Annotated in this window: 22 protein-coding genes; 11 read left to right on the forward strand and 11 right to left on the reverse strand. The window is 64.3% G+C overall.

Going from position 1 to position 26,802, the window contains the following annotated elements:
* The first annotated feature begins 90 nt into the window (after positions 1 to 90).
* Genes CI41S_RS39100 through CI41S_RS39135 form a run of 8 tightly spaced genes read left to right on the forward strand, consistent with a single transcriptional unit; the run spans position 91 to position 6,639 of the window.
* A complete protein-coding gene (locus CI41S_RS39100) occupies positions 91 to 1,308 on the forward strand; it encodes an NAD(P)/FAD-dependent oxidoreductase (protein ID WP_139864332.1) in 1,218 nt (405 codons plus the stop codon).
* A gap of 22 nt (positions 1,309 to 1,330) precedes the next feature.
* Positions 1,331 to 2,602 carry an aromatic ring-hydroxylating oxygenase subunit alpha gene (locus CI41S_RS39105; protein ID WP_139864333.1) on the forward strand — a complete coding sequence of 424 codons (1,272 nt, stop codon included), beginning with the start codon at positions 1,331 to 1,333 and terminating at the stop codon, positions 2,600 to 2,602.
* Positions 2,603 to 2,616: 14 nt separating this feature from the next.
* Positions 2,617 to 3,102 (forward strand): aromatic-ring-hydroxylating dioxygenase subunit beta, encoded by a 486-nt coding sequence (locus tag CI41S_RS39110; RefSeq protein ID WP_139864334.1) that lies wholly within the window; start codon positions 2,617 to 2,619, stop codon positions 3,100 to 3,102.
* 13 nt (positions 3,103 to 3,115) lie between these two features.
* On the forward strand, positions 3,116 to 3,877 hold the full coding sequence (locus CI41S_RS39115; RefSeq protein ID WP_172628372.1) for an SDR family oxidoreductase: 762 nt from the start codon (positions 3,116 to 3,118) through the stop codon (positions 3,875 to 3,877).
* A gap of 8 nt (positions 3,878 to 3,885) precedes the next feature.
* Positions 3,886 to 4,200 carry a non-heme iron oxygenase ferredoxin subunit gene (locus tag CI41S_RS39120; protein ID WP_139864335.1) on the forward strand — a complete coding sequence of 105 codons (315 nt, stop codon included), beginning with the start codon at positions 3,886 to 3,888 and terminating at the stop codon, positions 4,198 to 4,200.
* Position 4,201: 1 nt separating this feature from the next.
* On the forward strand, positions 4,202 to 4,885 hold the full coding sequence (locus tag CI41S_RS39125) for a TetR/AcrR family transcriptional regulator (protein ID WP_139864336.1): 684 nt from the start codon (positions 4,202 to 4,204) through the stop codon (positions 4,883 to 4,885).
* On the forward strand, positions 4,882 to 5,766 hold the full coding sequence (locus CI41S_RS39130) for a VOC family protein (protein WP_172628373.1): 885 nt from the start codon (positions 4,882 to 4,884) through the stop codon (positions 5,764 to 5,766). Before CI41S_RS39125 ends, CI41S_RS39130 begins: the two co-directional genes overlap by 4 nt.
* 12 nt (positions 5,767 to 5,778) lie before the next feature.
* Positions 5,779 to 6,639 (forward strand): VOC family protein, encoded by an 861-nt coding sequence (locus CI41S_RS39135; RefSeq protein ID WP_139864338.1) that lies wholly within the window; start codon positions 5,779 to 5,781, stop codon positions 6,637 to 6,639.
* Between the two features lie 372 nt (positions 6,640 to 7,011).
* On the opposite strand, the gene CI41S_RS39140 is transcribed toward CI41S_RS39135, so the two are convergent.
* The 8 genes from CI41S_RS39140 to CI41S_RS39175 form a co-directional block, all read right to left on the reverse strand.
* A complete protein-coding gene (locus CI41S_RS39140; protein ID WP_139864339.1) occupies positions 7,012 to 11,361 on the reverse strand; it encodes a translocation/assembly module TamB domain-containing protein in 4,350 nt (1,449 codons plus the stop codon).
* Positions 11,361 to 13,361, reverse strand: coding sequence for an autotransporter assembly complex protein TamA (locus CI41S_RS39145; protein ID WP_139864340.1), 2,001 nt, complete (start codon positions 13,359 to 13,361; stop codon positions 11,361 to 11,363). The genes CI41S_RS39140 and CI41S_RS39145 overlap by 1 nt, the downstream gene beginning before the upstream one ends.
* A 387-nt stretch (positions 13,362 to 13,748) precedes the next feature.
* The gene (locus CI41S_RS39150; protein ID WP_244626830.1) at positions 13,749 to 14,171 is read right to left on the reverse strand and encodes a hypothetical protein; all 423 of its coding nucleotides are present in this window, start codon (positions 14,169 to 14,171) and stop codon (positions 13,749 to 13,751) included.
* 30 nt (positions 14,172 to 14,201) lie between these two features.
* Positions 14,202 to 15,134: a DUF2950 domain-containing protein gene (locus CI41S_RS39155; protein ID WP_244626831.1), complete on the reverse strand. Its 933-nt coding sequence runs from the start codon at positions 15,132 to 15,134 to the stop codon at positions 14,202 to 14,204.
* Positions 15,131 to 16,801, reverse strand: a complete 1,671-nt coding sequence (locus CI41S_RS39160; protein ID WP_139864341.1) for a DUF3300 domain-containing protein — start codon at positions 16,799 to 16,801, stop codon at positions 15,131 to 15,133. Before CI41S_RS39160 ends, CI41S_RS39155 begins: the two co-directional genes overlap by 4 nt.
* Before the next feature lie 154 nt (positions 16,802 to 16,955).
* The gene (locus CI41S_RS39165; RefSeq protein ID WP_244626832.1) at positions 16,956 to 17,336 is read right to left on the reverse strand and encodes a hypothetical protein; all 381 of its coding nucleotides are present in this window, start codon (positions 17,334 to 17,336) and stop codon (positions 16,956 to 16,958) included.
* Positions 17,337 to 17,392: 56 nt separating this feature from the next.
* Positions 17,393 to 18,625, reverse strand: a complete 1,233-nt coding sequence (locus tag CI41S_RS39170) for an HlyD family secretion protein (protein ID WP_139864342.1) — start codon at positions 18,623 to 18,625, stop codon at positions 17,393 to 17,395.
* The gene (locus CI41S_RS39175) at positions 18,618 to 19,061 is read right to left on the reverse strand and encodes a hypothetical protein (protein ID WP_139864343.1); all 444 of its coding nucleotides are present in this window, start codon (positions 19,059 to 19,061) and stop codon (positions 18,618 to 18,620) included. Before CI41S_RS39175 ends, CI41S_RS39170 begins: the two co-directional genes overlap by 8 nt.
* A gap of 156 nt (positions 19,062 to 19,217) precedes the next feature.
* On the opposite strand from CI41S_RS39175, the gene CI41S_RS39180 reads away from it, so the two are divergent.
* Together CI41S_RS39180 and ppk2 are read left to right on the forward strand one after the other, a co-directional pair.
* Positions 19,218 to 19,673, forward strand: a complete 456-nt coding sequence (locus tag CI41S_RS39180) for a hypothetical protein (RefSeq protein WP_139864344.1) — start codon at positions 19,218 to 19,220, stop codon at positions 19,671 to 19,673.
* Positions 19,674 to 19,797: 124 nt separating this feature from the next.
* Positions 19,798 to 20,598 carry a polyphosphate kinase 2 gene (gene ppk2, locus CI41S_RS39185; protein WP_139864345.1) on the forward strand — a complete coding sequence of 267 codons (801 nt, stop codon included), beginning with the start codon at positions 19,798 to 19,800 and terminating at the stop codon, positions 20,596 to 20,598.
* A 36-nt stretch (positions 20,599 to 20,634) separates the two neighbouring features.
* Here the strand turns inward: ppk2 and CI41S_RS39190 are convergent, their stop codons facing one another.
* The 3 genes from CI41S_RS39190 to CI41S_RS39200 form a co-directional block, all read right to left on the reverse strand.
* Positions 20,635 to 21,069: a hypothetical protein gene (locus CI41S_RS39190; RefSeq protein ID WP_139864346.1), complete on the reverse strand. Its 435-nt coding sequence runs from the start codon at positions 21,067 to 21,069 to the stop codon at positions 20,635 to 20,637.
* Between the two features lie 33 nt (positions 21,070 to 21,102).
* Complete coding sequence (locus CI41S_RS39195; protein WP_139864347.1) at positions 21,103 to 23,853, reverse strand: aminotransferase class I/II-fold pyridoxal phosphate-dependent enzyme; 2,751 nt, start codon at positions 23,851 to 23,853, stop codon at positions 21,103 to 21,105.
* A 171-nt stretch (positions 23,854 to 24,024) separates the two neighbouring features.
* A complete protein-coding gene (locus CI41S_RS39200; RefSeq protein WP_139864348.1) occupies positions 24,025 to 25,719 on the reverse strand; it encodes a SulP family inorganic anion transporter in 1,695 nt (564 codons plus the stop codon).
* Between the two features lie 145 nt (positions 25,720 to 25,864).
* Here CI41S_RS39200 and CI41S_RS39205 point away from each other — a divergent pair, with 145 nt between their 5' ends.
* Complete coding sequence (locus CI41S_RS39205; RefSeq protein WP_139864349.1) at positions 25,865 to 26,752, forward strand: alpha/beta hydrolase family protein; 888 nt, start codon at positions 25,865 to 25,867, stop codon at positions 26,750 to 26,752.
* The last annotated feature ends 50 nt before the right edge of the window (positions 26,753 to 26,802 follow it).

Here is a 26,802-nt window from a genome sequence, read left to right on the forward strand (position 1 = left end):
AGGTTGGACTGTTTTTATTTTCTATGCAATCCATTATTCGTATGCTAGTGCACTATCTAACCAACCTAGCGATCAGGGAGCGAAGCGAACGTGGCGCGAACGATCAACGACATCGTGATCGCAGGAGCCGGTCAGGCCGGAGCGCGCGCCGCCGAAGCGCTGCGGGCGCGCGGCTTCAAGGGGTCGATCACGATGATCGGCGACGAGCCCCACCCTCCTTACGAGCGGCCGCAGCTGTCCAAGGCCATGCTGCAGTCCGCTGACGTGCCTGTCGCCTACATCAAGCAGGCGCAAGATTGGAACGAAGCGCTGGATATCCGAATCCAGACCGGCTCTGCTGCGATCGATGGCGATGCCGATCGCCGCATCGTGTCCACGGCGGACGGCCGCCGCTTTCCGTTTGACGCCCTTCTGCTTGCGACCGGCACGCGGCCACGACGGCTGCCCGCGCTCGACGACACGCAACTCGAGGTTCAGTATCTGCGCAACGTCGAGGACGCGCTCCGTTTCCGCCGCCATATCCGGGCGCGATCGCGCACTGTGATCGTCGGCGGCGGCGTCATCGGCCTGGAAGCGGCTTGCGCAGCCGCCAAGGGCGGCTGCCATGTCACGGTGATCGAGAATGAAGCGCGGCTGCTGGCGCGCGCATTCCCCATCGTGATCAGCGACCTCGTTGCCGACAGGCACCGCAATCACGGCGTCACGTTCGTGTTCGGTGCGACGGTGACGGGAAGCTCCGCGCGCTCCGTGACGCTCAGCAATGGCGCGGAGATCGCAGCCGATCTGGTGCTGATCGGTATCGGCGTCTGCCCTTCAAGCGACCTGGCCAGCCGGCTTGGTCTGCCCGTCGCCGACGGCATCGCGGTGGACGCTTGCGGCCGCACTGCGGCTCCCGGTATCTTCTGCGCCGGCGATGCCGCCTTGCAATGGAGCCGCTGTCACGGCCGCGCGATCCGTGTCGAGACCTGGGCGAATGCCCAGAACCAGGCGATCGCGGTCGCCGCCAACATGATCGGCGAGACGCGGGACTACAGCGACCCGCCGTGGTTCTGGACCGATCAATACGACCTGAACATCCAGGTCGCCGGCGACATGCGCGACGCCGAACACATTGCGCGCGGCGATCCGGACAGCGGCCGGTTTTCGATCATTGCCATGCGCGGCACTGAGCTTGTCGGCGCGCTCTCGGTGAATGCTGCCAAGGACTTGGCCATGCTGCGGCGGATCATTGCGGCTAATGCAAAGCCACAGCGCGCTGATCTGGAATCACCGGATTACGACTTGCGCACCGCGTTGAGGGCACCATGACTAATTCGAGGGAGGGATGGCAATGAATGCATTCCAGCGAATGGACACCGCGTTGATGGTCGACGAGAGCAAGCAGATCTTCAAGGTGTCGCGCCAGGCCTTCGTCGATCCCGACATTCTCGAGGCCGAGCGCACCCGCATCTTCGACAAATGCTGGCTCTATCTCGGCCACGCCTCGGAGCTGCCTAAGCCTGGCGACTTCGTCACCCGCCAGGTCGGCGGACGCAGCATCCTGTTCGCGCGCGACGCCAAGGGGACGCTGCGCGCGATGTTCAACACCTGCCCGCACCGCGGCGCGCAGGTCTGCCGCGAGAAGCACGGCACCGCAAAGTCGTTCCAGTGCTTCTATCACGGCTGGGTGTTCGGGCTCGACGGCGCGCTGCGCAGCCAGCCCGGCGAAGCGTCCTACGCGCCCGACTTCAAGGAGCGCAGCACCTCCAACATGCAGCAGGTGTCGAGGTTCGAAACCTATCGCGATTTCTGCTTCGTCTGCTTCGACAAGAATGCCGAGCCGCTCGACAGCTATCTCGGGCCGGTGAAGGAATATCTCGACGTCATCGCCGACCAGGCCGAGATGGGCATGACCATCGTCGGCGGCACGCAGGAATACTCCATGCGCGCCAACTGGAAGCTGCTCACAGAGAACTCGATCGACGGCTACCACGCACTCACCACCCACGCGACCTATTTCGATTACCTCAAGGCCACCAATGGCGGCCTCGCACCGGTGCCGCTGGAGGGCGCTGCGCGCGATCTCGGCAATGGACATGCGGTGCTGGAGTATAAGGCGCCATGGGGGCGGCCGGTCGCGCAGTGGATTCCGATGTGGGGCGACGATGGCAAGCGCGAGATCGACCGCCTCTATCAGGGACTAGTGACCCGCTTCGGCGAGGAGCGCGCCAGGCGGATCGCGCTCTACAACCGCAACCTGTTCATCTTCCCCAATCTCGTCGTCAACGACATCATGGCCGTGACGATCCGCACCTACTATCCACATGCGCCCGATTTCATGACCGTGAGTGCCTGGGCGCTGGCGCCTAAGGAGGAGACCGATTGGGCCCGCAAATACCGCCTGTTCAACTTCCTGGAATTCCTCGGCCCCGGCGGCTTTGCCACGCCCGACGACGTCGAGGCACTCGAGCAGTGCCAGCGCGGCTTTCGCAACTCGACGGAGGCGCAGTGGAACGACATCTCCAAGGGCATGGGCAAGGCGACGCCGGCCTATGATGACGAGCTGCAGATGCGCGCGTTCTGGTCGAACTGGAACAAGCACGTCTTCGCGGCGTCGGCTTGAGCCGGGAGGGACCCATGCAGAATATCTCGCGGGCCGACGTTGAGGATTTCCTGTTCGCCGAGGCCGAGCTGCTCGATGAGTGGCGACTGCCGGAATGGCTCGAACTGTTCACGGATGATGCGATCTATTACGTGCCGTCGACCGACGTTCCCGCCGACTCCTCGCCCGACAAGAACCTGTTCTATGTCGCCGACGACCGCTTCCGCCTCAGCGAACGCGTCAAGCGCCTGATGAAACGGACCGCGCATGCCGAGTTCCCGCATTCACGGACGCGGCATCTCGTCAGCAATGTACGGATTCGCGGCCGCAGCGACAACGAGATGGAGGTCGCGGCCGCCTTCATCACCTACCGCACCAAGGACGGCGTCACCGATACCTATTTCGGCAGCAACCGCTACCGGCTGGTCGCCGAGAACGGCCGGCTGCGGATCAGGGAGAAACGCTGCCTGCTCGACAGCGAAGGCCTACGCACGCAGGGGCGCGTCAGCATCATCCTCTAGGGAACGTTCAGTCGTGGACAAGAAGCTCAGGAACAACATTGCTGTCGTGACGGGCGCCGCAAAAGGCATCGGCCTAGCGATCGCCGAACGGCTGGCGAAAGACGGCGCCAGGCTGGTGCTGGCCGATCTCGACGAGGCTGGGCTGGAGAAGGCCTCAACACATCTCACCAGCCGGTTCGATACCGAGGTTGCGACCCAGGCCGGCGATCTGTCCGATCAAGGCGTCGCCGAGAAGACCATCAAGCTCGCCTCCGCGCGCTTCGGCCGCCTCGACATCCTCGTCAACAATGCCGGCGGCGGCATCATCAGGCCGTTCGCAGAGCACACGCCGGAGACGCTGAAAACCACGATCGACCGCAATCTGTGGACCCTACTGTGGTGCTCCTGGTATGCGGTCACGCCGATGCGCAAGCAGGGGTATGGCCGCATCGTCAATCTCGGTGCCGACTCCGTGCGCAACGGTCTGTGGGACCATGCCGCCTACAACGCCGCCAAGGGCGGCATGCACGGCCTTACCACGGGCATGGCGCGCGAGTTCGCCAGGGACGGCATCACCGTGAACACGGTTGCCCCGTGCGCGGTGAACACACCGCAAATGGTCGCCATCACGAAGAGTGATCCCGCGCTCGCCGCCAAATTCGTAAGCGTCATCCCGATGGGCCGGCCGGCCGAAATGGAGGAGGTCGCCTCGATGGTCTCCTATCTCGCCTCCGCCGAAGCGTCGTTCGTGACCGGCCAGGTCATCAGCGTCAATGGCGGCAGCACCATGTTGTAGGGTTCGCGATGGCTGAAACGATTATTCTCTGCACGGCTGACGAGGTCATCGAAGGCGAGATCAAGCGGGCGCCCCTGCCCGACGGCACCAACGTCGCGCTCTATCGCGTGGCCGGCACGATCTACGCCACCGCCGACATGTGTACCCATGGCGAGGCATCGCTGGCGGAGGAAGGCATCATCACCGGCAAAATCGTGGAATGCACCTTCCATTTCGGAACATTCGACGTCACCACCGGGGAACCGACCGGCATGCCCTGCGAGATTCCCCTGAAGACATATCCCGTCACGGTCGTGGACGGGCGAGTCCAGATCGAGGTGTGACATGGCCCGCCGTCCTGATCACGCGCCCACTCCACTCAAATCCGCCCGCCGCCCGCTGGCGCCGCCGCGCCGACGCACCCAGGCCGAACGGACGGCGGAGACCCGTCTGCGTATTCTGAAGGCGGCGGCCAATCTGATCCGCCGCCGCGGCTATGCGCGGTTCAGAACAGCCGAGGTTGCGGCCGAGGCCGGCCTGTCCCGCGGCGCCCAGCTGCATCATTTCCCGACCAAGGACGCGCTCGTCGTCGCCACGCTCGAATATGTATTCGAGCAGGCCCAGATCGTCAGCCGGCGCCGCGCCGCCGCGGTCAACCGGCCGCGCGACCTGATCGAGGCTGTCATCGCGGACGCCAGGGAGTTCTTCTTCAGCGAACACTTCATGGTGGCGATCGATATCGTGCTCTCGACCTCCACCGACCAAGCCGTGCGCAAGCAGATCCTCGACATCTCGCGCAGAGCACGCCGTCCCGTCGAGGCGGCCTGGGCCGAAGCACTCGTGGCCGGCGGGGTTCCAGCAACCGTCGCGGCCGACGTCGTCGCGCTGACCCTCGGCGTGGTTCGTGGCATGGCGCTGCGCACGCTCTGGGATAACGATCCGAAGTGGTTCGATCATCTGTTCGGGCTATGGCGGCAGATGATCAGGGTCTTCCTCGAAGCCGAGCAGAAGCGAGGGCGGCTGCGATGAACGCCGTCTTGAACGGATCGAATCCGCTGATTACGTCCGTCTGCTACGTTCGTCATGCGGTCGGCGATCCGCAGGCCAGCGCGCGCTTCGTCTCCGATATCTTCGGGCTGCAGAAGGTGATCGGTCAGGACGGCGAATTCTCCTTCCGCTCCGACGATCGCTTCCGAACCTTGAGCCTGAGCGGCGATCACGACGGCGGCACCAGCATCGGTATCGAGGTCTGGGACGACGCCGCGCTCGAGGCAATCGGCGGGCGGCTGAGCGCACACGGCTTCGCCGCGCGACCGGCGAGCGCAGACGAGTGCCGGCGGCGCTACGTGCAGTCCGCCCTGCTTGCCGGCGATGCGTCCGGCAATCGGATCGATTTCGTGACCCGTCCGACCCGCAGCGGCCGCCGCTACTTTCCGCCGCGCGATGCCGGCATCGTGCAGTTCCAGGGCATCGGGCTGCGCAGCACCGACCACACCGGTGATCTCGCCTTCTGGCGGCTGCTCGGCGCCGGGGTCAGCGATTGGGTCGGCGACATCGCCTATCTCTGCATCGACGATCTGCACCATCGCATCGCGCTCTACCCGTCGCAGCGCAACGGCCTGCTCTATGCGGCCTTCGAGGTGGAGTCGCTCGATCAGATCATGCAGAACAGCTACTTCATGCAGGAGAACCAGGTGAAGATCGTGCAGGGGCCCGGCCGCCAGTCCGCCTCGCAGCAGATCTTCCTGCATGTCGAAGGCCCCGACGGACTGATCCTGTCCTATGTCAACGGCATGGCCGAGATCGGCGACAGTGCGCGACCGCCCCGGCAGTTTCCGCTTGATCCCACCTCGCTCTGCAACTGGGGCAGCGAAAGCAAGGGCGTCCCCGAACTGAGTGCGCAGCGCTAACAGGAGAGATGCATGATCCAGCTGAAGGACGTCAGCTATGTCCGCCTCGGCTCGCCGGATCTCGAGCAGGCCGAGCAATTCGCCACCACCTGCCTCGGGCTGCAGATCGCCGGGAGTGGCAAGGCCGATCTTTACCTGCGGTCCGACGCGCGCGCACACACGCTGTGCTACACGGAGGGCGATCCGAGGCGGCAGACGGTCGGGTTCGAGGTCGAAGACGAGGCGAGCCTGCAGGATGCGGCGTCCACCCTCGACGCGCTCGGCCACGCCGTCCACGCCGGCACCGCGGAGGAAGCCGAACGGCGCAAGGTGAAATCCTTCATCGGCTTCCGCGATCCCACCGGCAACCATATCGAGCTGGTGGTTCGCCCCGAGCGCAGCGGCCGCCGCTACTTCGCGAGCCGCGACGCCGGCATCACCGGCTTCAGTCATGTCGGCCTCAACTCGACCGATCCCGCGCGCGATGAGCTGTTCTGGACCCAGGTCTGCAACGCCCGCGTCAGTGACCGCATCGGCGACATCCCGCTGATGCGCGTCAACGCCATCCATCACACTATCGCGCTGGTCCGCGCGCCCCAGGCCGGCATCCAGCATATCAATCATCAGGTCGAGAGCAGCGACGACGTGCTGCGCTCCTACTACTTCCTTAACGACAAGCGCGTGCCGATCGTATTCGGTCCGGGGCGGCATCCGACCTCGGGTGCCCGCTTCCTCTATTTCAGCGGACCGGACGGCATGATCTTCGAGTATTCGGTGGGGGTCGATGAAATCGAGGATGAGGCAACGCACCGACCCCGGCAATTCGGCTTCGAGCCAGCCAGCTTTTGCATGTGGGGCTCGAGGCCGGCCGGCATGGCTTTGCCAAGCACGTGAGAAAATCGCGCGAACGTTCCCGGCATCACCTGCAGGAGATTTGTGCCTCGATGCGAGGTACCCGAGGCGCTCGGTCTTAGCTTCGCCATTGGCAGTGCCGGCGAACGACAAAATCGCAAGAAATCGTCGTTTGGCGTACAAAATCGCAGGATTGGTAGCGGAGGAACGCTATCGCCTTTCCACGCCACATACCCACCAAACCTACGATATCTCATCCAATCCTTCGCATAACGCAGTCCACGAGCCCGGTCGCGAGTTCAGCTTTTATGCCCTTCGCGACGTACTTTTAAAGGTCGCGATCTTAGTATCGGGCGCGCAAGTGCACTATCGGACATGGAACCGGCGACATCGGTCGCAGAAGTCGCTCTCGCCTTACCATTCGAATCGCGTGCCGACCCCGACGGATGTCGAGCCCTTCGCATCGACATCCGACTCGACGCGGATGTGGCGCGTCACGTCGACATTGGCCGACACTCCTGACTGGCTAGGGCTCGCGCCGGTCCGCACACCCACGCTCAGCCTGTCGCCGATCGCGCGCGACGCACCGACCATTGGACCACTCGCCCCGGCGCCCACGTCCAGATTGTCGACCCCGAGCGAGCGGCGCATGCGGTCCACGGTCCCCTCACCACCGCTTGCGAACTGAGCCGCCGCCCCTGCAAGTTGCAAGGCCTGCGAGCTCGTCAAGCTGCCCGAGGCTTTCTGGAAGAGGATGCGCGACAGGATCTCGTCCTGCGGCAGCTCGGGCTGCGAGTGAAAAGCAAAGACCGGCGCGGCTGCAGGTCCCGAAATTCCGACCTGTGCAGTGATATCGGAGGCCTTTAGCTCTGCCGCGAAATCGAGCTCGGGCGCGAGATCTCCGTTGAAGGAGAGATTGCCCTTGGTGAAGGTCAACGTCTTACCAAGCACCACCAACTGGCCCTGGTAAAGCGAGAAGGCGCCCTTCGTCACCGGACTGTTGGTCGTGCCGCCGACATGAACAGAGCCGCCGAGTTCCGCGGTCACTCCGCGACCGTGAATGAAGACATGGTTCGGCGCCGAGACCGCCACGTCGAGCGCGGCGTTGAAGAGCGCCGCGCGCCCCTTGCTGCCCTTCAGCGCCTCGACCTTCCGCACAGCCGCGAGCCGGGCAGCCGCCTGGCCAGAGGCGTTCACATGGTCGACGCCGTCGATCGGCTTGAGCGTCGAAGGGAGGCGATCCGGAATATCGACATTGACGCGGGTCAAGTCGATGCGACCGGCGATCCGCGGATCGCGCGCCAGGGCGCCCGTGACGTCGAGGGCAAGATTGGCCTGAGCGGTTGCCAGCGCACCGGCGGCGAGGGTCGCCTGCTGGCCACGGATCGAGACCGTGCCTGGGAAGCCTGCATCCGGGGCGAGCCGCACCTGGCCGAAGCCGGACAACGTGCCACCGTTGGGCGTCGCCGCGGCCAGGCGCTCCACGATGATCCGCTCTCCTTCGGCGGTGATTTTCGCCTCGATGCCATCGAGGCGTGTGCCGAGCAGGCTGTCGCGGAAGGCCCCTCCGCTCAAGGTAGCGACCCCACCGATCTGGGGCTTGGCGCGCGTGCCGCCGATACGGGCATCGAGCGCGACGGTGCCGGACACCGTGCGGCCGGAGGCGGACAGCGCGGCATTGGCGACAGCAGCATCAACACGGCCCTTCGCGGTCAGCGCGATAGGACCTGCAGCGTCGAGCGGCACCATGCCCGACGCCGTGATCGCGCCGGCCTTTCCAGCGGCAACCGTGGTGTTCAGGCTGGCACGGCTTCCGTCGAGCCGCCCATCCGCGGCAATGTCGATCGGCGGCAGACCCGCGCTCCTGGTCTGCGGCGCCGTGAGTTGCTTGACGGCCACCTTGTACTGGCCCACCGGCGCGCTCGCGGAGCCGGCGATCCTGGCCGAAGCGTCGAGGGTCCCGGCGAGGCCCAAACCCGGCATCACGACATCGGCCGCGCCGAGCGGGATCGCGCTCGCCACGCCCTTGAGGTCGAGCGCCTTGCCCGCCTTGCCGTCGACCGTGAAGCGGCCACTTCCAATCCCGAGGGCCAGATGCTCGATCAGCACCGTGCCATCGTCGAGCGTGAAACTTGCTGGCCCCTGCAGCGCGATCGCCTGGGCGCCTCGCCGTGCGGTGAAGCGATTGAGATCGAACCGCGTCCGATCCCTTGATGCCAAAGCGCCTGCGGCATCGAGATCGAAGCCAGCGGCCTTGGCGGAGAGAACGATCGTGCTCCCATCGGCGTTACCCTTGGACGTCAGCATGATGTTCGAGACGGTCTGACCGCCGAACGCGGCACCGTTCACCTTGGCATCCGCGTTGAGCACCGGATGGCTATAGAGATCGGCGCCATCGGCACGCAGATCGAAGCTGCGGATGGCTGCACCGGCGGCACGGATTCCGGCGCCCTTGCCAACGAGACGGACGGATTGCTGGCCGCCATCAACCGAAGCGGCAAGGTCGAGTGAGGCCGAACCGGCGAGTTCTGCGAGAGCGAGCGGCGAAAGGTCGGCGAGCGCCCCCGCGGCGAAGCGAACCTGTCCGCGCGCCAGATTCTGTGTGTCAACCGTTCCTGCGCCCTTCAGCGAAACCGAGCCGATCTCGACGTCGAGGGTCTTTGCGTCCCATCCGGCAAACGCCGCAGCTTCGCGATCGTCACGATCCGGCGATCGGCGGCTGACCTGGACAACGCCACGCGCTGGCTTGCCATCGACGGAGCCATCGAGCCTGGCGTCGACGGCGCAGGGCCCGTTGATGTCGTTGACCGTCACGGCGAGCTCAAGGTGCGCAATGGGGCGCCGCATGGCGGTGGCGCGATCCACCGAAGCCGCGAACGAAACGCCGGGACGCGCAAGCCCGCCGGTCAGGCCGACGTCGAGAACTCCAGCACCCGTGAGGCGCGCATCGACTGCCGAAAGAGAGGGAAAGTCCACGCGAGCCGACAGGTCACTCGTCTCGCGAGCCACCGTTCCCTTGGCGCGAACCGCGATGTGCGCGCCGTCGAGCGAAACTTCGCGGACGGTGTAGGTGTCGCGGCCATCGGCAGAGACATCGGCTGTGAGTGCGAGCCGCGACCCTGCGACCCCATCCAGCGCCGCAAGTCCCGTCGCAAGCCCCTCGCCGGTGCCTGACATTCGGGCGTCAAAGCCGCCATGCTGGAGGTCGGCGTCGAGATCGATGCCGAACGCCGCCGAGCCCTTAAGCTTCAGTCCGGCAAGGTCGGCGAAGTAGCCGAGGTCTGGCAGCACCCCGGTTGCACGGCCATGCAGCCGATCGGCGCTGACGTTACCTGTATAGGTGGCCTGAACCGTGGACGTGCCGATCTCCAGCCGCTCGATCCTGGCGTTGCCGCCAAGATCTGTGTCGCCGTGGAGCACGAGCGATGCGGTGCCGCCGATCGCTGCTGCCAGACCGGCATCGCGCGGCGCGATGCCGGAGGCGCGCAGGTTCGCGTCCAGAATGATACGCGTCGCAAGATCGCCGGCTTCGGTACGCGGGACAGCCGTGACGGAAGCGTCCAGCGTGTCGACGCCTGCGTCCGGCAGACGAGCGCCCGACAGCGCGAGCTTGACCGAGCCCGTGGGAGCCTTGAGGGGGCCGTTGACGCGCGCGTCGAAGACGAGGCTGCGGATAGAACCCTGGTCGGTTTCGGTCAGTTCACCGTTGCTTGGCAGGGCGCGGATAGACGCCGCGAAATCCATCATCTTGTCGGCCCCGAGCAGACCCTTCGCATCGAGCTGCGCAAGATGGCTTGTGAGCGTCAGCCCATTCAGCGCAACGCTTCCATCGTCGCCGATACGCGTCATGCTCTCGAGATTGGTTTCTCCGGCAAAGACAGGCGCGGCAATCGCCGGCAGCAGCGGCCCGAAATGGCTGGAAAGCCGGGTTGCGAGTACGCGGCCGCTCCCTTCCCGATCGAGCGTGATCGTGCCGGTCGCATCGATCGTGGGGCCGGCCTGCAACTTCAAGGCACCACGAAAGCTGTCGAGCGTGCCCCGGCCTCCGAGCGCGAACGAAACAGGCGGTTCGCCCGGCAGATGGCCGAGCTTGGACATGAGCCCGTGCGCGGGCTCGTCGAGCGTGACGTTGAGCGTGAGTGCATTTCCCTGTGGAACGTAAGCGAGAGCGGCCTTGAAGCGGCCAGGAAAATCCTGGCGGGTGGCGTCGAGATTGAATACGAGCCCTTCCGAGGGCGAGCCGAGTTCGGTATTGCCGGTCGCCCTGACCTTCAGCCCCTCGCCCAGAATGGACTGTCCCAGCGTCAGGGCATGCAGGTCGAAAGCCTTCACCTGCACCTTCACCGGAAGGTCCGGCAGGATCGGCTGATCGGACTCCGCGACCGGTTGATCGGACGGCAGCGGCTTTCGCCTGATCTCAAGCGTACCAATCTCGAGGCGGTCGATCTCCAGTCGCCCCAGCAGCAGTGCGCTGCGTCGCCAGACGAGGCGCGCCTTGTCGAGCGTCAGCCAGACTCCGTCCTTGTCGGTGATGCTAACGTCGCGGACCGTTGCATCAGAGGACAGCACACCATCGACGGCGCCGACATGGACCTGGGTCGCCGGCGTCGAGAGCGTCCGCGAGACGAGGCCTGCCAACACGTCCTGCTGGTTCTCTCCGCCTCGCACCAGCATTCCGTAGAGCACGACGCCGAGCACCGCGGCAGCGACGAGGCCCAGGGCCGCGACGGCTGAACCGATGATGAGCGGCCGACTGATGCGCATCAGAAAGCTTGCCCAATGCTGACGTAGATCGCGTAACGGCTATCGCCTGGGCGAGGGTTCAACGGAGTCGCGACATCGAGGCGGATCGGGCCGACCGGTGTGAGATAACGCAAGCCAAGTCCGGCTCCGTAGCCCACATAGTTGTCGAAGCCTGGCAGCGATGATCGGGAGGCGGTGCCAAAGTCGAAGAATGGCACGAGGCCGATGGTGGGCGTGATCCTCACCCGCACTTCGGCGGAGCCCTCGATCAGGCTGCGACCACCGGTGATTTGACCGAACATCATCGGCGAAATGGTGTTAAACCCGTAGCCGCGCACGGATCCGCCGCCGCCAGCGAAGAAGCGATGCGCATCCGGTATCTCGGAAAGCGGCGCGCCCGCAAGCGAGCCTGCAGCCAACCGACCCGCCAGAACGTAGTCGGCCTGCTCGTCGAGCGCATAATAGGCCGAGCCCGCAACCCGCGCTTCGAACAGATCGATCGTGGAACCCATCAGCTTCGGATAGGCATTGACGGTCGCCGAGAGGCGCACACCGCGCGTGGGATCGAGCGGATTGTCTGTGGTGTCGTAGCGGCCGGTCGCCGTGAAGCCAATCAATGTCGCATCGACGCGCCCCAGTACGTCCTGCGATTTCGATTGCTCGACCTGAAGACCGGCCTGCAGCGAAGCCGCCTCCGAAAAGCGATGGATCACGCCGAACGTGCCGCGCACCGTGTCGTCAGTGTAACCGCCGAGGTCGTTGTTGCCGACACGCTCGCGGAACGCAGTGGCCTCGATCAGAAGATCGTTGGCCGTCCCGAACAAGCCTGGCTTGATGAAGGTACCGGTAAACCGTGCGCCGAAATCCGAGGCGCGCAGATTATTAAAGCCGGTGAAGGACGTGCCGTCGATCCGTTGCAGGAGCGAAGCGGATGCCTCGAGCCTCAGGCGCTCGCCGCCGCCGAATATGTTCCGATCCTCGTAATAGCCGGCAATGCCGGGACCATCGACGGTGGAATATTTTGCCGAGAGGCCCACCGCGTGCCTGGGCCTTTCCGTCAAATCGATGAAGACCGGCAGATTGCCATTGGCATCGAGCTTGTCGGCCTCGCGGACGCGAATTCCCCCGATGGCCGGGATCTTTGCGATCGAAGTTTTCGCCAAGGCAAGTCGCTCCGGCGAGTAGGGCTCGCCTTCCCTCAGATAGACGTGCGTGGCCACCACTCGCGGATCGACGTCTCCGCCCGAGATCGTCACGGCGCCGATGCCGGCCTTGGGACCTGCTTCGACCCGCAGCCGAAGGTCCATCGCGGCGGCCGCATGATCGACGGTGGCCTTGACGTCGGCGATCTTCGCAAGCGGATGTCCGTTGCTGCGGAACCAGTCAACAAGCTTCACCTGCGCGGCGCGCAGGTCGGCCGAGACCGCTGGATCGCCGGATTTCAGCGCAAAGGCGCGGCGCGGCAACCCATGCGGCGCCTGGTCGCGCGAGTAGTCCACCTCGACGGTGCGCAGCTTGAACAACGGGCCGAGTCGCGCAGCAACCTTGATGGGAACGACCGTTCGATTGCGAAAGGTGTCGGCGCGACGCGCTGCGGCGGCGAGGCCGGTCTCATCGAGGGATACTGGAACTCCATCCACCGTGACATCGATCTCAGCGTTGTAATGACCAAGCCCCCAAAGGGCATCGAGCAGCGGATTGATATCAGCCTGAAGCCGGCGCGCGAGGCCTTCGCCGTCCGGCGGCGGTTCCTGTCGAAGGCGATAGGTGCCGGAGGCATCGCGCAACATCCGCTCGGCGTCGCTATCGCTCTTGCCGTCCGGCGTTTTGGCTTCGATCTCCAGCCGATAGGACAGTGTCGTGGCGCTGACCGGCGGCGGATCGTCGGAACCGAAGAGGCCAAAGAGATCCAGCGCGTGAGCCTGCTCGCACAGCGAGCAACCGGCGACAGCCACGCAAGCCAAATGCAGAATGCGCCCCGCCGCAGCGCTGAAATATCTTCGCCTTGCCTGCCCCGACAAGAGCGGCAGGCATCGTCGCCCCACGATTTGCTTGATGGTTCCGCTCCGCACTCGCCTGTTGACACAACCCGGGTCTTTGCAACTTGGGTCCGGCGATCCCCTGTCTCCGCATTCAACAGGCACCACACGTGAAATTGATAAACATCATGATGGACAATGTAGGGCATCAATAAAATCGCCTTCGTAATCCTCTATTGATCGAACAAAGACCGCGACGTTCAAAAAAGCTCCGCAATTCAAGTACGCTCGCCGAAAACGTTACTCTTCAAAACCTGTTCCTCATCCGAAGAGCAGCGCGCGCAACGCGCTGGCATTGTGGCGTTTGGACGGCATTCCGTGATTGGGTTCTCCCAGACCGTCTTGCAACGCGAGGGTCCACATCGGAACTCACCGCAGCGAGATCGTAAGTCCGCCCAGATTTGCAGCGAATTCGAGCCCCGCTTTCGGCCCTTTGAGCGTAAGCAGAACTCCGTGCTCGTTGCGCATGCTCACGCCGCCGACGCCGGCGGCCCAGGCGCCGCCTCCCCCGACCAGCGTATAGCTGCCGGCGAAATCGTTGACCTCCCTGATGCCTGCGGCAGTGCCTTCCAGCCAGGTCACCGAGGCGCCCGCGCTTATGCCGAGGCTGAAGCCAGACACGCTGAACCGATAGTGCCGCCCACGGTAGCTCAGCGTGCCGCTCCCACCGCCGCCACCGACGACGAGGGCCGCCTTGACGAACTTGACCTGGACGTGGCCGGTCGCCTGTGCGGCGCATGGCGAGGCCGCCAGGACGATTGCCACAAGCGCCAGCAGGACGGAACGGATCATGCATCGCATCACTGCAGCCCCCTCTTTCGCTCAGGGATTTGTCAGGTCCACTTTCTTCCAGGTGTGATCCGGATCGAACACGATCATGCGCTTGGCGATGAAATCGGTGCGTGAGCCGAGATCCTTCTGGTAGACCGTTCCGGTGTGGTTGACGAGGAACGTCATGACGCCAGAATTGGCGTATTCGGCCGGATAGGCGACCAGGGCAAATCCACCGATCATCTTGCCCTTCACAACATAGTTCAGCGCGCCGCCCGGGGCGTCGGAGCCCTGCGCCTTCAGGATCCGATAATAGTATCCGTGGTACGGCGTGCCCTGCTCGCCGACCTTGTAGCCTTCCGCCGTGGCCTGGGCCGCCAGTTCACCGAGCGGGCTCGGATCCTTGTCGTCGCGCCAGAACAATCCGTCGGTCTTGCCCGGGTTGCTGACGATGCGCTGGGCATAGGCGCCGATGCCATCGCCGCGATCCTTTTCGGCGTATTCGTTCTGGGCGTCGACATAGGCAAGACAGGTCTGGATCGCAGCGAGCTCGTTGCGGCCGATCCTGCGGTAGAGGATTTCCCGGCGTCCCGCAGCCGCGTCAAAACTCCAGCCGCCATGGTTGTTGACGAGCGGAATCGGGAACGGAAAATCGTCCGCGCCCAGGATCAGGATGGCCTTCTTGTTGCCGTCGGCCTTGATCGAATGCCTGGCGTCGTAGGCGGACAGAAAGCTCTGCCGCGCGTTGGCGTCGGCGACATCGTCGCCCGACTCGATGATATCGGCAGCATCGCGGCCAAGCACCTTCAGCATGGCCCGACTGGTGCCGGCCTTGACCGCGGTTGCCAGGGCGGACGCCGCGTCTTCCGGATTGGGGAAGCCTTGCTGGGCGCGTGCTGGCGACAGCAGCAGCGCGAGCGCCGCTGCTGCGGCAAGGCCGATGGAAGCAATGCGATCAAATCGCGCGTGCGAAGAGCCTGTCATCGTGATGCCTCCGACGGGGATGGAATCTTTGCGCCGGCGGCAAGCCAGTCGTTGTAACTCCGGAACTTGAGTCCGAGCCTGTCGTAATAGACCCTGAGATAGCCGTCGGCGCCGCGTGTCACCGCCGCCGGCATGATCTGCTCGACCTCCTGCGCCATCACGCCGACATAGGCCTTGCTGCTGCCGAGATAGCTGAAGCGGTAGTAGCCGAGGCCGTTGGCGAGATGGCCAAGCAGTTCGATATCGTGCTTGAGCGCGATGTCGGAACGCCGTCCACCGCCACCGCCGCGGAAGCCTCCACCTCCGCCGCCGCGGAAACCGCCGCCACCGCCCGCACTGAATCCGCCACCGCCACGGCCCGCGAAGCCGCCACCGCCATAGCCACCTCCGCCACGCGGCATGCTCGCCATGCTCGACCGGCCGCGCGCCGATGCGGCTGAAGCCGCCCGGCTGGATGACACGTTCATGGCGCCGCCGCGATTGCCCCCGCCACGATTGCCGGCGCTCCGGTTGGCCGTGCCGGCGCCGCCCCGGTTGGCGGCCTTGGCGCGGTCGCCGCCCTTGGCGCGATCTGCCCCGCCGGCGCGGTCGCCGCCGCCGGGCCGATCGCGAGAACCGGCACGATCTCCACCGCGATCCCCGGCCCGGTCGCCGGCTCGATCACCCGCCCGATCAGCCGCACCCGCACGATCTCCGCCACCCGGCCGATCCTGGTTGGGACGCAGCACCTGCTGCCCGTCGCGACCGCGAAAATCCATCCGGTTCGAGGCGCCGGCCTTGATGTTGTTATTGCCGAAGCGCTGTTGAACGTTGGTGTTGTTATAGCGCACGCCCTGCCGATGCAGTGAATTGTGCTGCCAGCCATTTCCGATGTTGGTGGTACGGTGATTGACGTAGACGTTGCGGTTGCCCCAGTTACAGCCGCCGCCCCAATAATTGCCCCATCGCCCGATCGCCCAACCGGCACCGAAGGCGAGGCCTGCTGCGACCACGCCGGCGCCGATGTAGGACGGATAGCCGAAATAATACGGCGGGTAGTCTGCATAGGGCCACGCCCCGTAGACTGTCGTCGGCTCGTAGTAGGGCACGTATATCGTATTGGGATCGGTCTGCTCGATGACGATGACCTGCTTGTTCTCCTGCGTCTGCACGCTCACTTTCTGCTGCTTGGTCGTCACCAGCTTGTTGTTGGCCTGCGCCTTGCTGCGCAGCCGCTGGATCGCATCCATGACATCGGCCTGTTGGGCCAGCACGGCATCGCCGAGATTCTTGGTCCAATCGATCTTGTCGCTCATCATCGAGAGCACGTCGGCCGTGCTCGCGAGCGCCTTCACGCTGTCGTCCCAGGCCTGCTTGTCGACCTCGGCCTTCAGCGCGTCCCCCTTGAGCGTCTCGCGCTCTTTCAGCCAGCGATCGGCCTGCACGACCTCGAGCGGATAGGTCGATGCCGCCAGCACGTTGGCCAGCAGCGAGTCCGGATAGAGCGCAATCGGCGCCACCAGGGCTTCCAGCTGTTCAGGCTTCAGGAGCTGATCGGCCGGCTGGGCTGATGCGGCGGCCGGCTGGCTAGCCTGGGCCGGCGGCTTGTCGGTGGTTTGCGCAACCGCCGCAACGGGGACTAGCGACGACAGCACGAGCGCGAGCAGGATCTTGCCCGGACGGAACATTGCAACCTCCATCGACGACGATGGCGGGCAGCATCGGATACGGGCATCGCAGCCCCTTGATCAAGATCAAGGAAAGTCGTGTTGCTTCAATCTCGCAAATTGCCTGGTTGCTGCGACGCAAGATCCACGCATCGATTGTGGACCCGGAAACCGTCTAGATCTTGCAGCGGTAGTACGTGGCGTCCATCCCCTCAACACCGGGGAACTGCCGCGTGATGGTGTTATCGTCGACGGTCTTGAGAAAGAATTGCACGTTGGACATCATGATCCCCTGTGCACAGCCGACGATGATATTGATCGTCTGCCCCTCGTCCTTGCGCGACTTGATCGCGCAAATCTCGAACTTGCCTCTCAACCGGTCGGCCTCCACGATGAATCCCTTGCCGTAGACGCCGGAGAGGTTTCTGAAGGTGACCTGGTTCGCCCGCCCCTTGCGGATGAACACCTTACCGCATTGGTCCGCGCTCGTGGCCCATGCGCCGGTGAGCTCGAACGCATGGGCGCAATCCGGCAGTACGAGGATCGTGCTCGCCACGACGATCGCGCGAATCCTGTAGCCTGGGTTCATCCGACACCTCCCCGTTGCGCGCGTCAGTGACCGCTCAGCACGAGCGTCTGGATCGGCAGCAGCAGGGCCTGGATCCGAAGCAGCAATGCATGAACCAGCGCGGTGGCGTCGACGGCGTGCAGGGCAAAGCCCTTCAACGCGCCGGTTTTCGGATCGGAAATCTCGTCATGGTTGCTGGTGTAGGCATTGACGATGCAACTGCTGCCCGGCGTCACGCCGTCAAGCCCGCCCTTGTAGAGCGGCTCGAGGAACACGAGGATCGAACCTGGCTTTTGCAGATTCTGCGGATCGATCAACAGCTCGCTGGCGCGAAACTGGCCGGTGGCGATGAAATCCTGCACGCTGGTAACGACCAGCGGAATGATCACCCACGGCTTCGACATGCAGGTGGCTTCCGCGATCATACCGGGCTTCATCACCTGGGCTTCGATCTGCCCGAACCCCGCCTGCAACCTGTTCCGGCCGGCTTCGTCCGGTATCAGAATTCCGGCCGGCCGCATGATCTGAGCGACGAGGTCTCCGGGTCGAACGAGGAATTGCTCGACGCGGCCATCGACGCCGGCACGCACGAAGGTCTTGTCGAGGTCCACCTGCGCCTGCGCCTGCGCGGCCTCGGCGCTTGCCTTCTCCGCCGGTAGGAGCGTAGAGACGCGCAGCATCGCCGATTCCCTGACGGCGTTGGCGGCATCGACGCCGGACTGCCGCTGATCGACCAGGACCTGCAGCTTGTCGATGTCGCGCTGCGGCACGATGCCGGGATTGCGGCGCTGCAATTCGCTCTTCACATCCAGCTCGTCCCTGGCCTGCTGCAAGGAGGCTTTCGCCTCCCCGACCTGAGCGTCCGCCTTGACGACATCGGCCTTTGCCGAGATTAGCGACGCATCCACCTCGGCGATCTTTCGCTTGGCGGTCTCGAGCGCGGCCTCTTGCCTCGAACTATCGAGCCGGAACAGAACGTCCCCCTTCTTGACCGCCGCGGTGAAGCCGACATTGACCTCGACGACCCGGCCGGAGCCTTCCGGGAGGATCGGCACCGTCCTGAAGTAGATCGCCGCGGCGGTGGTCGAGGGATGAAAGTAGAAGATCATCGTGATCAACGAGACCGTGAGCATCAGGCAGCCAGTGATACCCCACCTCAGTTCGTACCAGACCGAGAAGAACGTGATCTCCTTGCCGAAGCGCTTGCCTTGCCGATAGCGGCGGTAGAGGTAATCCGGCAGGATCGTAACCAGCGAGCAGATCATCAGCTCAAGCATGGCTGTGCACCTCCTGCTTCGTCGGCGTCCGGACGTCTTGACTGCCGCCAGGTACGGCTTCGGCTTCCGGTTCGGCAGCGGGCGCGCCCGGCGTGGCGTCGGCGATGCGCTCGACGGAATCGGCAATGCTGCGCATCGGCGTGCCGAAATCCGGCAGGTCGATCAGTGCCAGCAGCAGGCCGGCAACCCAGAAGATATGCATGTGGGTGAAAAGCGATATCAGGCCGAGGACGGCGACGATCTCAAACTGCAGCTTCTGGCTCTTGTGCGCCATGCGCTCCGGCAGGCTGTGCAGCTTCCAGTACAGAGTGCCGACCCATAGGATTGTGGCTACAAGGAAAATGCCCATCACCAAGGTCAGGGTGTCCGACCCGTCGACGCCAGGAACGAAGAACGGCAGATGATGCGGAGCCAACGGATGAATCTGTTCGCTCAAGCCAATCCTCCCACTTGCGACCGAAACGCATGCGATTCCCGATTGAACCGTGCTGGTCATCCTACCGCGCTTGCTTGATCTGGATCAAGCAAAGCGGTCGGCCCGCCCCTACCGTTCGAGGGCAAGGTCGAAGATCGGGCTTAGGAGTCCCCAGCCATGCCAGACAAAATCGATGACCTGATCCCAAATGCGCGCGAGATCCAGAAACAGGCCGCGCTCAAGGAGGCGGAGAAAGCCGAGGAGCATGCCAAGCGCGCGGCGGCAGCGGAAGCCGAGAAGCGCGCCCTGATCGAGCGGCTGAGCAAGCCGTCCGGGCTCAGCGAGGACGAGAAGGTCAAGCTGGCGTCGACGGTGATCCAGCGCGCGGTGCGCAACGGCCTGACCGAAGTTCAGGTCTACCGATTTCCCAACACGCTGTGCACCGACAAGGGACGGGCCATCAACCAGATGGAGGCGGGCTGGGAGAAGACGCTGACAGGGATACCCAAAGAAATATACCAGCTCTGGGCGGACTACCTGCAGCCGCGCGGCTACCGCATCCGCTATCAGGTCGTCGAATACCCGGGTGGCATGCCGGGCGACATTGGCATCGTCATTGCCTGGGGCGACTAGAGCATGATCCGGAAAAGTGCGAAGCGGTTTTCGGAAAAGATCATGCTCAAAACAAGAAGCTAAAGCGCGATGATGATTCAACCCAATCTCATCGCGCTTCAGTTCTAACGACGGACGGGCATCCATGGCCAAAGACAAGTCCACCGGGAAGATGAAGCGCAAGGACTATGAGGAAGAGCTGCACAAGCTGCAGATCCAGCTCTGCCATCTGCAGGAATGGGTGAAGGCGAACAGGCTCCGGGTCATCGTCCTGTTCGAGGGACGCGATGCGGCCGGCAAGGGCGGGACCATCAAGGCGCTCACCGAGAAGGTAAGCCCGCGCGTGTTTCGCGTGGTCGCGCTGCCCGCACCGTCCGATCGCGAAAAATCCCAGCTCTTCATCCAACGTTACATGCAGCAGTTTCCGGCCGCCGGCGAAATCGTGATCTTCGACCGCAGCTGGTACAATCGCGCGGGCGTCGAGTATGTGATGGGGTTTTGCACGCCGGCGGAGCACAAGCGCTTCCTCGCGCTTTGCCCGCAGATGGAGCGATACATCATCGAAGGCGGCATCATCCTGATCAAGCTGTGGCTCGAGGTCGGGATGGAGGAGCAGGAGCGCCGCTTCAGGGCCCGGATCGACGATCCGCTGCGGCAATGGAAGCTGAGCCCGATGGACACCGAATCCTACCGCCGCTGGTACGACTATTCCCGGGCCCGTGACTTGATGTTCAAGGCGACGAGCTCGAAGCACGCGCCCTGGTACGTCATCCGCTCCGATGACAAGCGACGCGCGCGACTGAACTGCATTTCACACCTCCTGAAGACGATTCCCTACGGACGCGTGAAGCGCGACAAGGTCAAGCTTCCCAGGCGCTCCGATAAGGGCCGCTACAATGATCAGGCCGGTTTGCGCGGAATGAAGTTCGTCGAAGCGCGCTATTGAAGGCCAGGCCGCGCCGAGCGCGGCCCGGGTCCCGGCCTATTTCAGGCGGATCGAGACGCCGCCCACCGCGGCCGACACTTCGGCGCCGACCTTCGGGCCGCTGAGCTGCAGGATCACGCCGTTGGCGTTCTGCAGTTGCACCCCGCCGGCGCCCGCGGCGATCGCACCGCCCGCGCCCGCGACGGTGTACGAACCTTCGAGCGAGGCCGGCCCCCTGAGGTTGATCGCACGCCCGACAAGCTTGGTGGTCGAGGCGCCGATCGTGAAGCCGACGCTCATGCCCGACACGGTGAATGGATAATGCTTGCCGCGCAGGGTCAATACGCCCTCGCCGCCTCCGACACCGACGATGAACCCACCCTTGGTGAAGATCACGGCGACTGAGCCGGTTTCAGCCCGCGACGGTGTGCTGAAGCCGGCGCATCCGATTACCAATGCGGCGACAATTCCAGGCAGATTTGCTTTCCTCATGTTTTCCCTCCAGAGATCGGTTGCGTCAGCAATCTATGATGCAGCCTTGAGCTTCGGTGCCGCCGCCTTCGGCTTGCCCATCCTGGCCAAGGCCTCGGTCGTCACCAGTTTCAGGCCCTCGGCCGCGTCGTAGCCGTGGATTTCCTTGACATCGAGCTTGCGCATGAAGTCGATGGTCTCCTGGGTGATGACCTGGCCGGGCACCATGATCGGGAAGCCCGGCGGGTACGGGATCACGAAGTTCGCGGAGACGAGATCGGGCCCGTTCTTCAGGCGTCGGTCGATCTCGGGATCGTTCAGGCGAATGTATTCGCATCCAGCGGCATCATAGGCTGAATAGAATCCGCCGCGAATGTCACCCTCGTTCGTCTTCGTGCCGGCATCGCCACGGTAGGCATCGTGGAAATGCGAGAAGTTCGGCAGGTCGGGCACGTCCTTCATCAGGCTGTTGACCTTCGCGTCGAAATCGACCTTGGCGTTCGCGCCGCCCTTGGTCAGACCGCGATCGATTTCACCGGAGATTTCGGCCAGCACCCGGACAAGATGCGCGACATCGCTTCGCGTATTGTTGATATTGGACTGGATCAGGACCGAGTTGCGCGAGGTCTTGTTGACCTGGATGTTGTAGCGGCTGGCGAGCAGGCCCTTGAACGACGTTCCGTCGTAACCGGCCGTGCCGCAGACCAGCGTCATGCGGGTCGGGTCGAGGCAGAACTCGTCATCGTTCAGGCTCTTCAGGGCGCTCGACCAGTTGGTGCCCGCCGCCAGATAATCCGTGAATCCGCTCTGGCGATAATCCTTCGGCACCATGGCATCGGCGCCGAGAACCCGGAAATATCTGGAGATCAGCGGATTGGTGTTGACCGCATTGCGGATGGCGAATGCAATCTCCATTGCGTTGGCCACCAGTCCATAGCCCTCGAGTTCCATCTGCCGGCGCGAAACGTCGAGGCTTGCGATCAACTGCTGGTTCGGGCTGGTCGACGCATGCGTGAAGACGGCTTCCTTGAACTGCGCTTCGACGGTGTGGAATTCGATGTCCTTGACGGCCAGCATCGAGCCCTGGCGGATCGCCGACATCGACTTGTGCGTCGAATTGGTCTGGTAGACCCGCAACCGGATCTGGCGCGGATCGGGGATGAGCCTGGTCTTGAGCAGCACCTCGTCCGCAGGGTTCTTGCCAAGTTCGGCCTGCTGCTTCTCGTAAGCGGCAACCGACTTCGGATCACGCATCCAGGCTTCGATCTCGTTCGCCGCGCCCATCGCGGTTCGCCGCCTCAGGAACGGCGAAAACCGTGCGAAGCCGAACCAGGCCTCGTCCCAGAGGAAGATCAGGTCGGGCTTGATCGCGAGACATTCCTCCATCACCCGCCGCGTGTTGTAGATGTGACCATCGAAGGTGCAGTTGGTCAGGTCGATCATCTTGACCCGGTCGAGCCGGCCATCGGCCTTTGCGTTGAGAAGCGCCTGCTTGATCGTCTTCAGCGGCACCGCGCCGTACATCGAGTATTCCGTCATCGGGAATGCCTCGACGTAGAGCGGCTGCGCACCCGCCAGCACCATGCCGTAATGGTGCGACTTGTGGCAGTTGCGATCGACGATGGCGATGTCGCCGGGACCGAGCAGCGCCTGCACCGCCATTTTGTTGGATGTCGAAGTGCCGTTGGTCACGAAGTAGACGCGATCGGCGCCGAGAGCGCGCGCGGCCTTCTCTTGCGCCTTCTTGATGTTGCCGGTCGGCTCCAGCATGCTGTCGAGGCCGCCGGTGGTGGCGCTGCTCTCGGCAAGGAACAGGTTCAGCCCGTAGAATTCGCCCATGTCGCGGATCCAGTCCGACTTGAACACGGACTTGCCCCGCGCGATCGGCAGCGCGTGGAAGGTCCCGATCGGCCGCTGCGCGTATTTTTTCAGATTGTCGAAGAACGGCGTGTCGAAGCGATCCTGCACGCCTTCCAGAATTGAAAGGTGCAATTCCAGTATATCCTCGACCGAGTAGAACACCCGGCGCACCACGTCGGCTTCGGGATTGCCGGCCAACTGCTCGACGTCGCGGTTGGACATCAGGTAGAGATCGAGTTCGGGCCGGATCCGATTCAGGATATGGGCCAGCCGTAGTGCGGACGCATCGGACTCCTCGTTGAGCCCCATGGCGGCGGTCATGGCACGAAGTACAGGCGCGTCGTGGCGCGAGCGCAACCCAAAGCCTTCGTTGATCACCACCGCCGCAAGGTTGGGATTCAGCATTGCCGCACAGAAGGCGTCCTCGAGGCTGCCGACCACCACGGGCTCGTAGATGAAGGCGTCGACCGGGCGCCGCAGCCTGCGCCATTCCGCCAGGAGTCCCGGCCAGTTGCTGGCTGGCACCCCGGTCACGATTAAGGTCTCGAAGTAAGGACGACGCGCCGCCGATGGTCCGAGCGTTGGCGGGAGCAGATCGGGTACGTCGCCATTGCCCTCGTCGCGCGCGCTCCAGTCACTGGCATGCTGGCGGAAGGATTTTGTCTGGAGCGCCTGCGCGATCCGCGCCGAAAGCATATGCGAGGTGGCGGCATCGCCCGCCGCCGCGGCTTCCTTCAGCGCCGTCATCAAATGAAGGCCCGGGTAACCGTGAAACTCCTCGGTGACCGCAAGCGCCGACAGCGCCGCGTCATAGGCCGCTCGGTCGCCGCCCCTGCTCCACGTCTTTGCCGCCTCAACCAGATCGCGCCAACTGTCGGCTCGTCCGCCGGGTCCCGAGAAGAACTGATCGATGCGCTGCTGTGCCGGCTTCGCGTCGTTGGCCATCCCTGTCTCCCGATTTGGCGCTGGTTCCTTCCAATCGTAAGGACCGCACGCGTCGCCGCCTTTGATCCAAGTCAAGCCAGCGCCGGGTTGAGGGAAACCTCGCAGCTGATCGCGATGTCTCGCAATGCAACACAGCCGATACGTCGGGAGCGGTCCGCGCCGCCTCGCAGGCTAGCTGCTCGCCTGCGGCATCCTGTTGCTCAAGACGCTGTCGAGTGAGCGCATCCAGTCACCGCTATCGGTCTTGTCGGCAAGACCGTCCGCCTGCAGCAGATCCCGCAACTGCGCATGCGCGCCGACGATGCAGAACGTGATTCCGCGCGATGCGAGTTCCTGGTGCAGATCATGCAGCATGCGCGACCCCGCCAGGTCGATAAACGGCGAGGCCGACAGATCGCAGGCCACCAGCTTGACATCGGCGGACGTCCGCAGCGCCGCCAGCACCGTCTCGAAGATCGTCTCGGCATTGACATAAAGCAGCGAGGTTTCGGGACGGAACGCGATGATCCCCCTCAACGGCTCCACGTCATCATGTCGCGCCCGGTCGGAATAGCGGCCGCTGCCGGGCTGACGGCCAAGAAACGCGATATTGGGCTGCGATGCGCGGAGCAGCAGCAGGAAGATCGAGGCGACGGCCGCCAACAATACGCCCTGCAGGATCCCGAGGAACAGCACGGACACCAGCGCAATGACCGCGGCATAGAAGTCGATCCGGCTGATCCGCCACATTCTGGCGAGCGCCGGGATATCGACCAGCTTGTAGACGGCCGAGAAGACGATCGCAGCAAGCACCGTCTTCGGCAGATTGGTCAGCAGGCCGGTGAAGAACAGCAGGCAGAGCGCAAGGGTCGCCGAACAGAATACCAGCGCCAGCGGCGTCCGGGCGCCGGCGGCGTCATTGACCGCCGACTGCGACAGGCCGCCGGCGACGGGGTAGCCGTGGCCCAGGGCGGCAGCGAGATTGGCCGCGCCGAGCCCGAGAAACTCCTGCCGGACATCCAGTGCATAGCCGTGCTTGGCCGCGAAGCTTCGCGCCGCGGACACGCCTTCCACGTAGGCCAGGACGAGACATCCGGCGGCGATCGGGAAGAGGTCGTCGAATTCGAGCAAGCCAAAGGTCGGCAGCGCGAGGCTCGGCAGCCCGGTCGGGATGTTGCCGGTCACCGGCAATCCCATTGCAGCAAGTCCAAGTACCGATACGATCAGGATCGAGAGCGCGACCACGGCAAGCCCGACGGGCTTTCCGGGTAGCCTGCGCTCGCCGAGCAGGAGCAGCACGATCGCAACCACGCCGATGCCGAGCACCAGCGGCCTTGTATCGCCCAACTGACCGGCCAGCTTGATCGCGCGATCGAAAAAGTTGTGGCCGCCGCCCGCCACGCCGAACAGGCTGGGCAGCTGGCTCATGATGATGGTCAGCCCTGCCCCGGCCTTGAAGCCCACCAGAATGCTGTCGCTGATCAACCGCACCAGCACACTGAGCCTGAACAGCCAGGCAATCAGGCAGAGCACGGCGACGCTGAAGGCAACTAGGCTGGCGATCTGCCCGTAACGCGTGGCGTCGCCGCCGGCCAGCAGGCCGACGGCGCCGGCGATCATCAGCGAGATCGCCGAAGTCGGTCCCACCGCGAGTTGCCGGGACGAGCCCAGCAAGGCGTAACCCACGCCGCCAAGCAGGTAACCGTAAACCCCGATCTGCGGCGGCAGGCCCGCGAGCCCGGCATAGGCCAGCGACACCGGGATCGCGTAGGCCGCCAGCGTGACCCCGGCGATGGCGTCCGCACCAAGCCAGGATGCGCGGTAATCGGCAAGCCAGCTCGCCGGTGGAAAGTGGCGGATCCAACTCGTCTCCCCCTGGGCTGACATCATACCCGCCGCGTGAAGCGCAATGGTCGGACGTGGTCGCGCCGGCCGGGCCAATTCGCATTGATTCAGATCAAGCCTCGCACTCGCTGGTCAGCGATGGTCGCAAACCTGCACATTGTGTCCGCGGCCCGCCGGAGGGCATGACATGCGCCTGCACGGCCTACGAGTGCTCGCCACCGGAGCACTTCTGTTGCTCGGTCTGATCGCCGCAGCGCGCGCAGACGACCAGGGCACATCCCCGCGCCTCCAGGAGGAGATCTGGGCGTTGCCGCTGCCGCTGCCGATGTTCGCTTATCTGATCCGCCCGCTCGGCGACGGCCCCTTTCCGCTGGTCATCATGAACCACGGCGTGTCGCTGCCCCCCAGGGATCGCAGCTTCTTCCCGCTGGTCGAATTTCGCGATGCCGCGATGTGGTTTGCACGGCGCGGTTATCTCGTGGTGGCGGCGGTCGGTACCGGCTACGGCGCGGCGGCGATCGATATTCCCGAACGCGGTCTCTATGGCCCGTTCTTCTCCAAGATCGGGAAATGCGCCAATCCCAATTTCCTCGATCCGGGCCTCGCCGTCGCGCAGGTCGATCTCTGGATCATCGATTACATGGCCGCCGAAAAGCGCACCCTGCCGGAAGGCGTCATCGTCGTCGGCCAGTCCGCCGGCGGCTGGGCGGCGATCGCGCTGTCGAGCCTCAATCCGCCGCAGGTCAAGGCCATCATCACCTTCGCGGCAGGCCGCGGCGGCCGCGTCGACGGCAAGCCCAACAACAATTGCAATCCCGACAGGCTGGTCGAAGCGACCGGTGCGTTTGGCCACACATCGCGGGTCCCGATGCTGTGGCTCTACATCGAGGACGACACGTTCTTTGGCCCGGCCCTGTCGAAGCGAATGTACGAGGCGTTCATCCGCGCCGGCGGCCGGGCTGAGTATCATCTGTTGCCGCCGTTCGGCGACGAAGGGCATTTCCTGATCGGCTCTCCCGATTCGATTCCCATCTGGTCGCCGTTGGTCGAACGGTTTCTGGACAGCGTTCGCTAGGCGGCCAACCCACGCCGGAGGAGCATCCATGGTCAGATATGGTGCCTTGG

This window comes from Bradyrhizobium ivorense, assembly GCF_900696085.1.
Lineage (GTDB): Bacteria > Pseudomonadota > Alphaproteobacteria > Rhizobiales > Xanthobacteraceae > Bradyrhizobium > Bradyrhizobium ivorense.

Coding starts and splice junctions, on each gene's coding strand:
- ppk2 (WP_139864345.1), top strand. CDS start 19,798: ATGGCCAAAGACAAGTCCACCGGGAAGATGAAGCGCAAGGACTATGAG.
- CI41S_RS39150 (WP_244626830.1), bottom strand. CDS start 14,171: ATGATCCGTTCCGTCCTGCTGGCGCTTGTGGCAATCGTCCTGGCGGCC.
- CI41S_RS39135 (WP_139864338.1), top strand. CDS start 5,779: ATGATCCAGCTGAAGGACGTCAGCTATGTCCGCCTCGGCTCGCCGGAT.
- CI41S_RS39130 (WP_172628373.1), top strand. CDS start 4,882: ATGAACGCCGTCTTGAACGGATCGAATCCGCTGATTACGTCCGTCTGC.
- CI41S_RS39205 (WP_139864349.1), top strand. CDS start 25,865: ATGCGCCTGCACGGCCTACGAGTGCTCGCCACCGGAGCACTTCTGTTG.
- CI41S_RS39140 (WP_139864339.1), bottom strand. CDS start 11,361: ATGCGCATCAGTCGGCCGCTCATCATCGGTTCAGCCGTCGCGGCCCTG.
- CI41S_RS39105 (WP_139864333.1), top strand. CDS start 1,331: ATGAATGCATTCCAGCGAATGGACACCGCGTTGATGGTCGACGAGAGC.
- CI41S_RS39195 (WP_139864347.1), bottom strand. CDS start 23,853: ATGGCCAACGACGCGAAGCCGGCACAGCAGCGCATCGATCAGTTCTTC.
- CI41S_RS39170 (WP_139864342.1), bottom strand. CDS start 18,625: ATGCTTGAGCTGATGATCTGCTCGCTGGTTACGATCCTGCCGGATTAC.
- CI41S_RS39180 (WP_139864344.1), top strand. CDS start 19,218: ATGCCAGACAAAATCGATGACCTGATCCCAAATGCGCGCGAGATCCAG.
- CI41S_RS39120 (WP_139864335.1), top strand. CDS start 3,886: ATGGCTGAAACGATTATTCTCTGCACGGCTGACGAGGTCATCGAAGGC.
- CI41S_RS39110 (WP_139864334.1), top strand. CDS start 2,617: ATGCAGAATATCTCGCGGGCCGACGTTGAGGATTTCCTGTTCGCCGAG.
- CI41S_RS39155 (WP_244626831.1), bottom strand. CDS start 15,134: ATGACAGGCTCTTCGCACGCGCGATTTGATCGCATTGCTTCCATCGGC.
- CI41S_RS39160 (WP_139864341.1), bottom strand. CDS start 16,801: ATGTTCCGTCCGGGCAAGATCCTGCTCGCGCTCGTGCTGTCGTCGCTA.
- CI41S_RS39200 (WP_139864348.1), bottom strand. CDS start 25,719: ATGTCAGCCCAGGGGGAGACGAGTTGGATCCGCCACTTTCCACCGGCG.
- CI41S_RS39125 (WP_139864336.1), top strand. CDS start 4,202: ATGGCCCGCCGTCCTGATCACGCGCCCACTCCACTCAAATCCGCCCGC.
- CI41S_RS39190 (WP_139864346.1), bottom strand. CDS start 21,069: ATGAGGAAAGCAAATCTGCCTGGAATTGTCGCCGCATTGGTAATCGGA.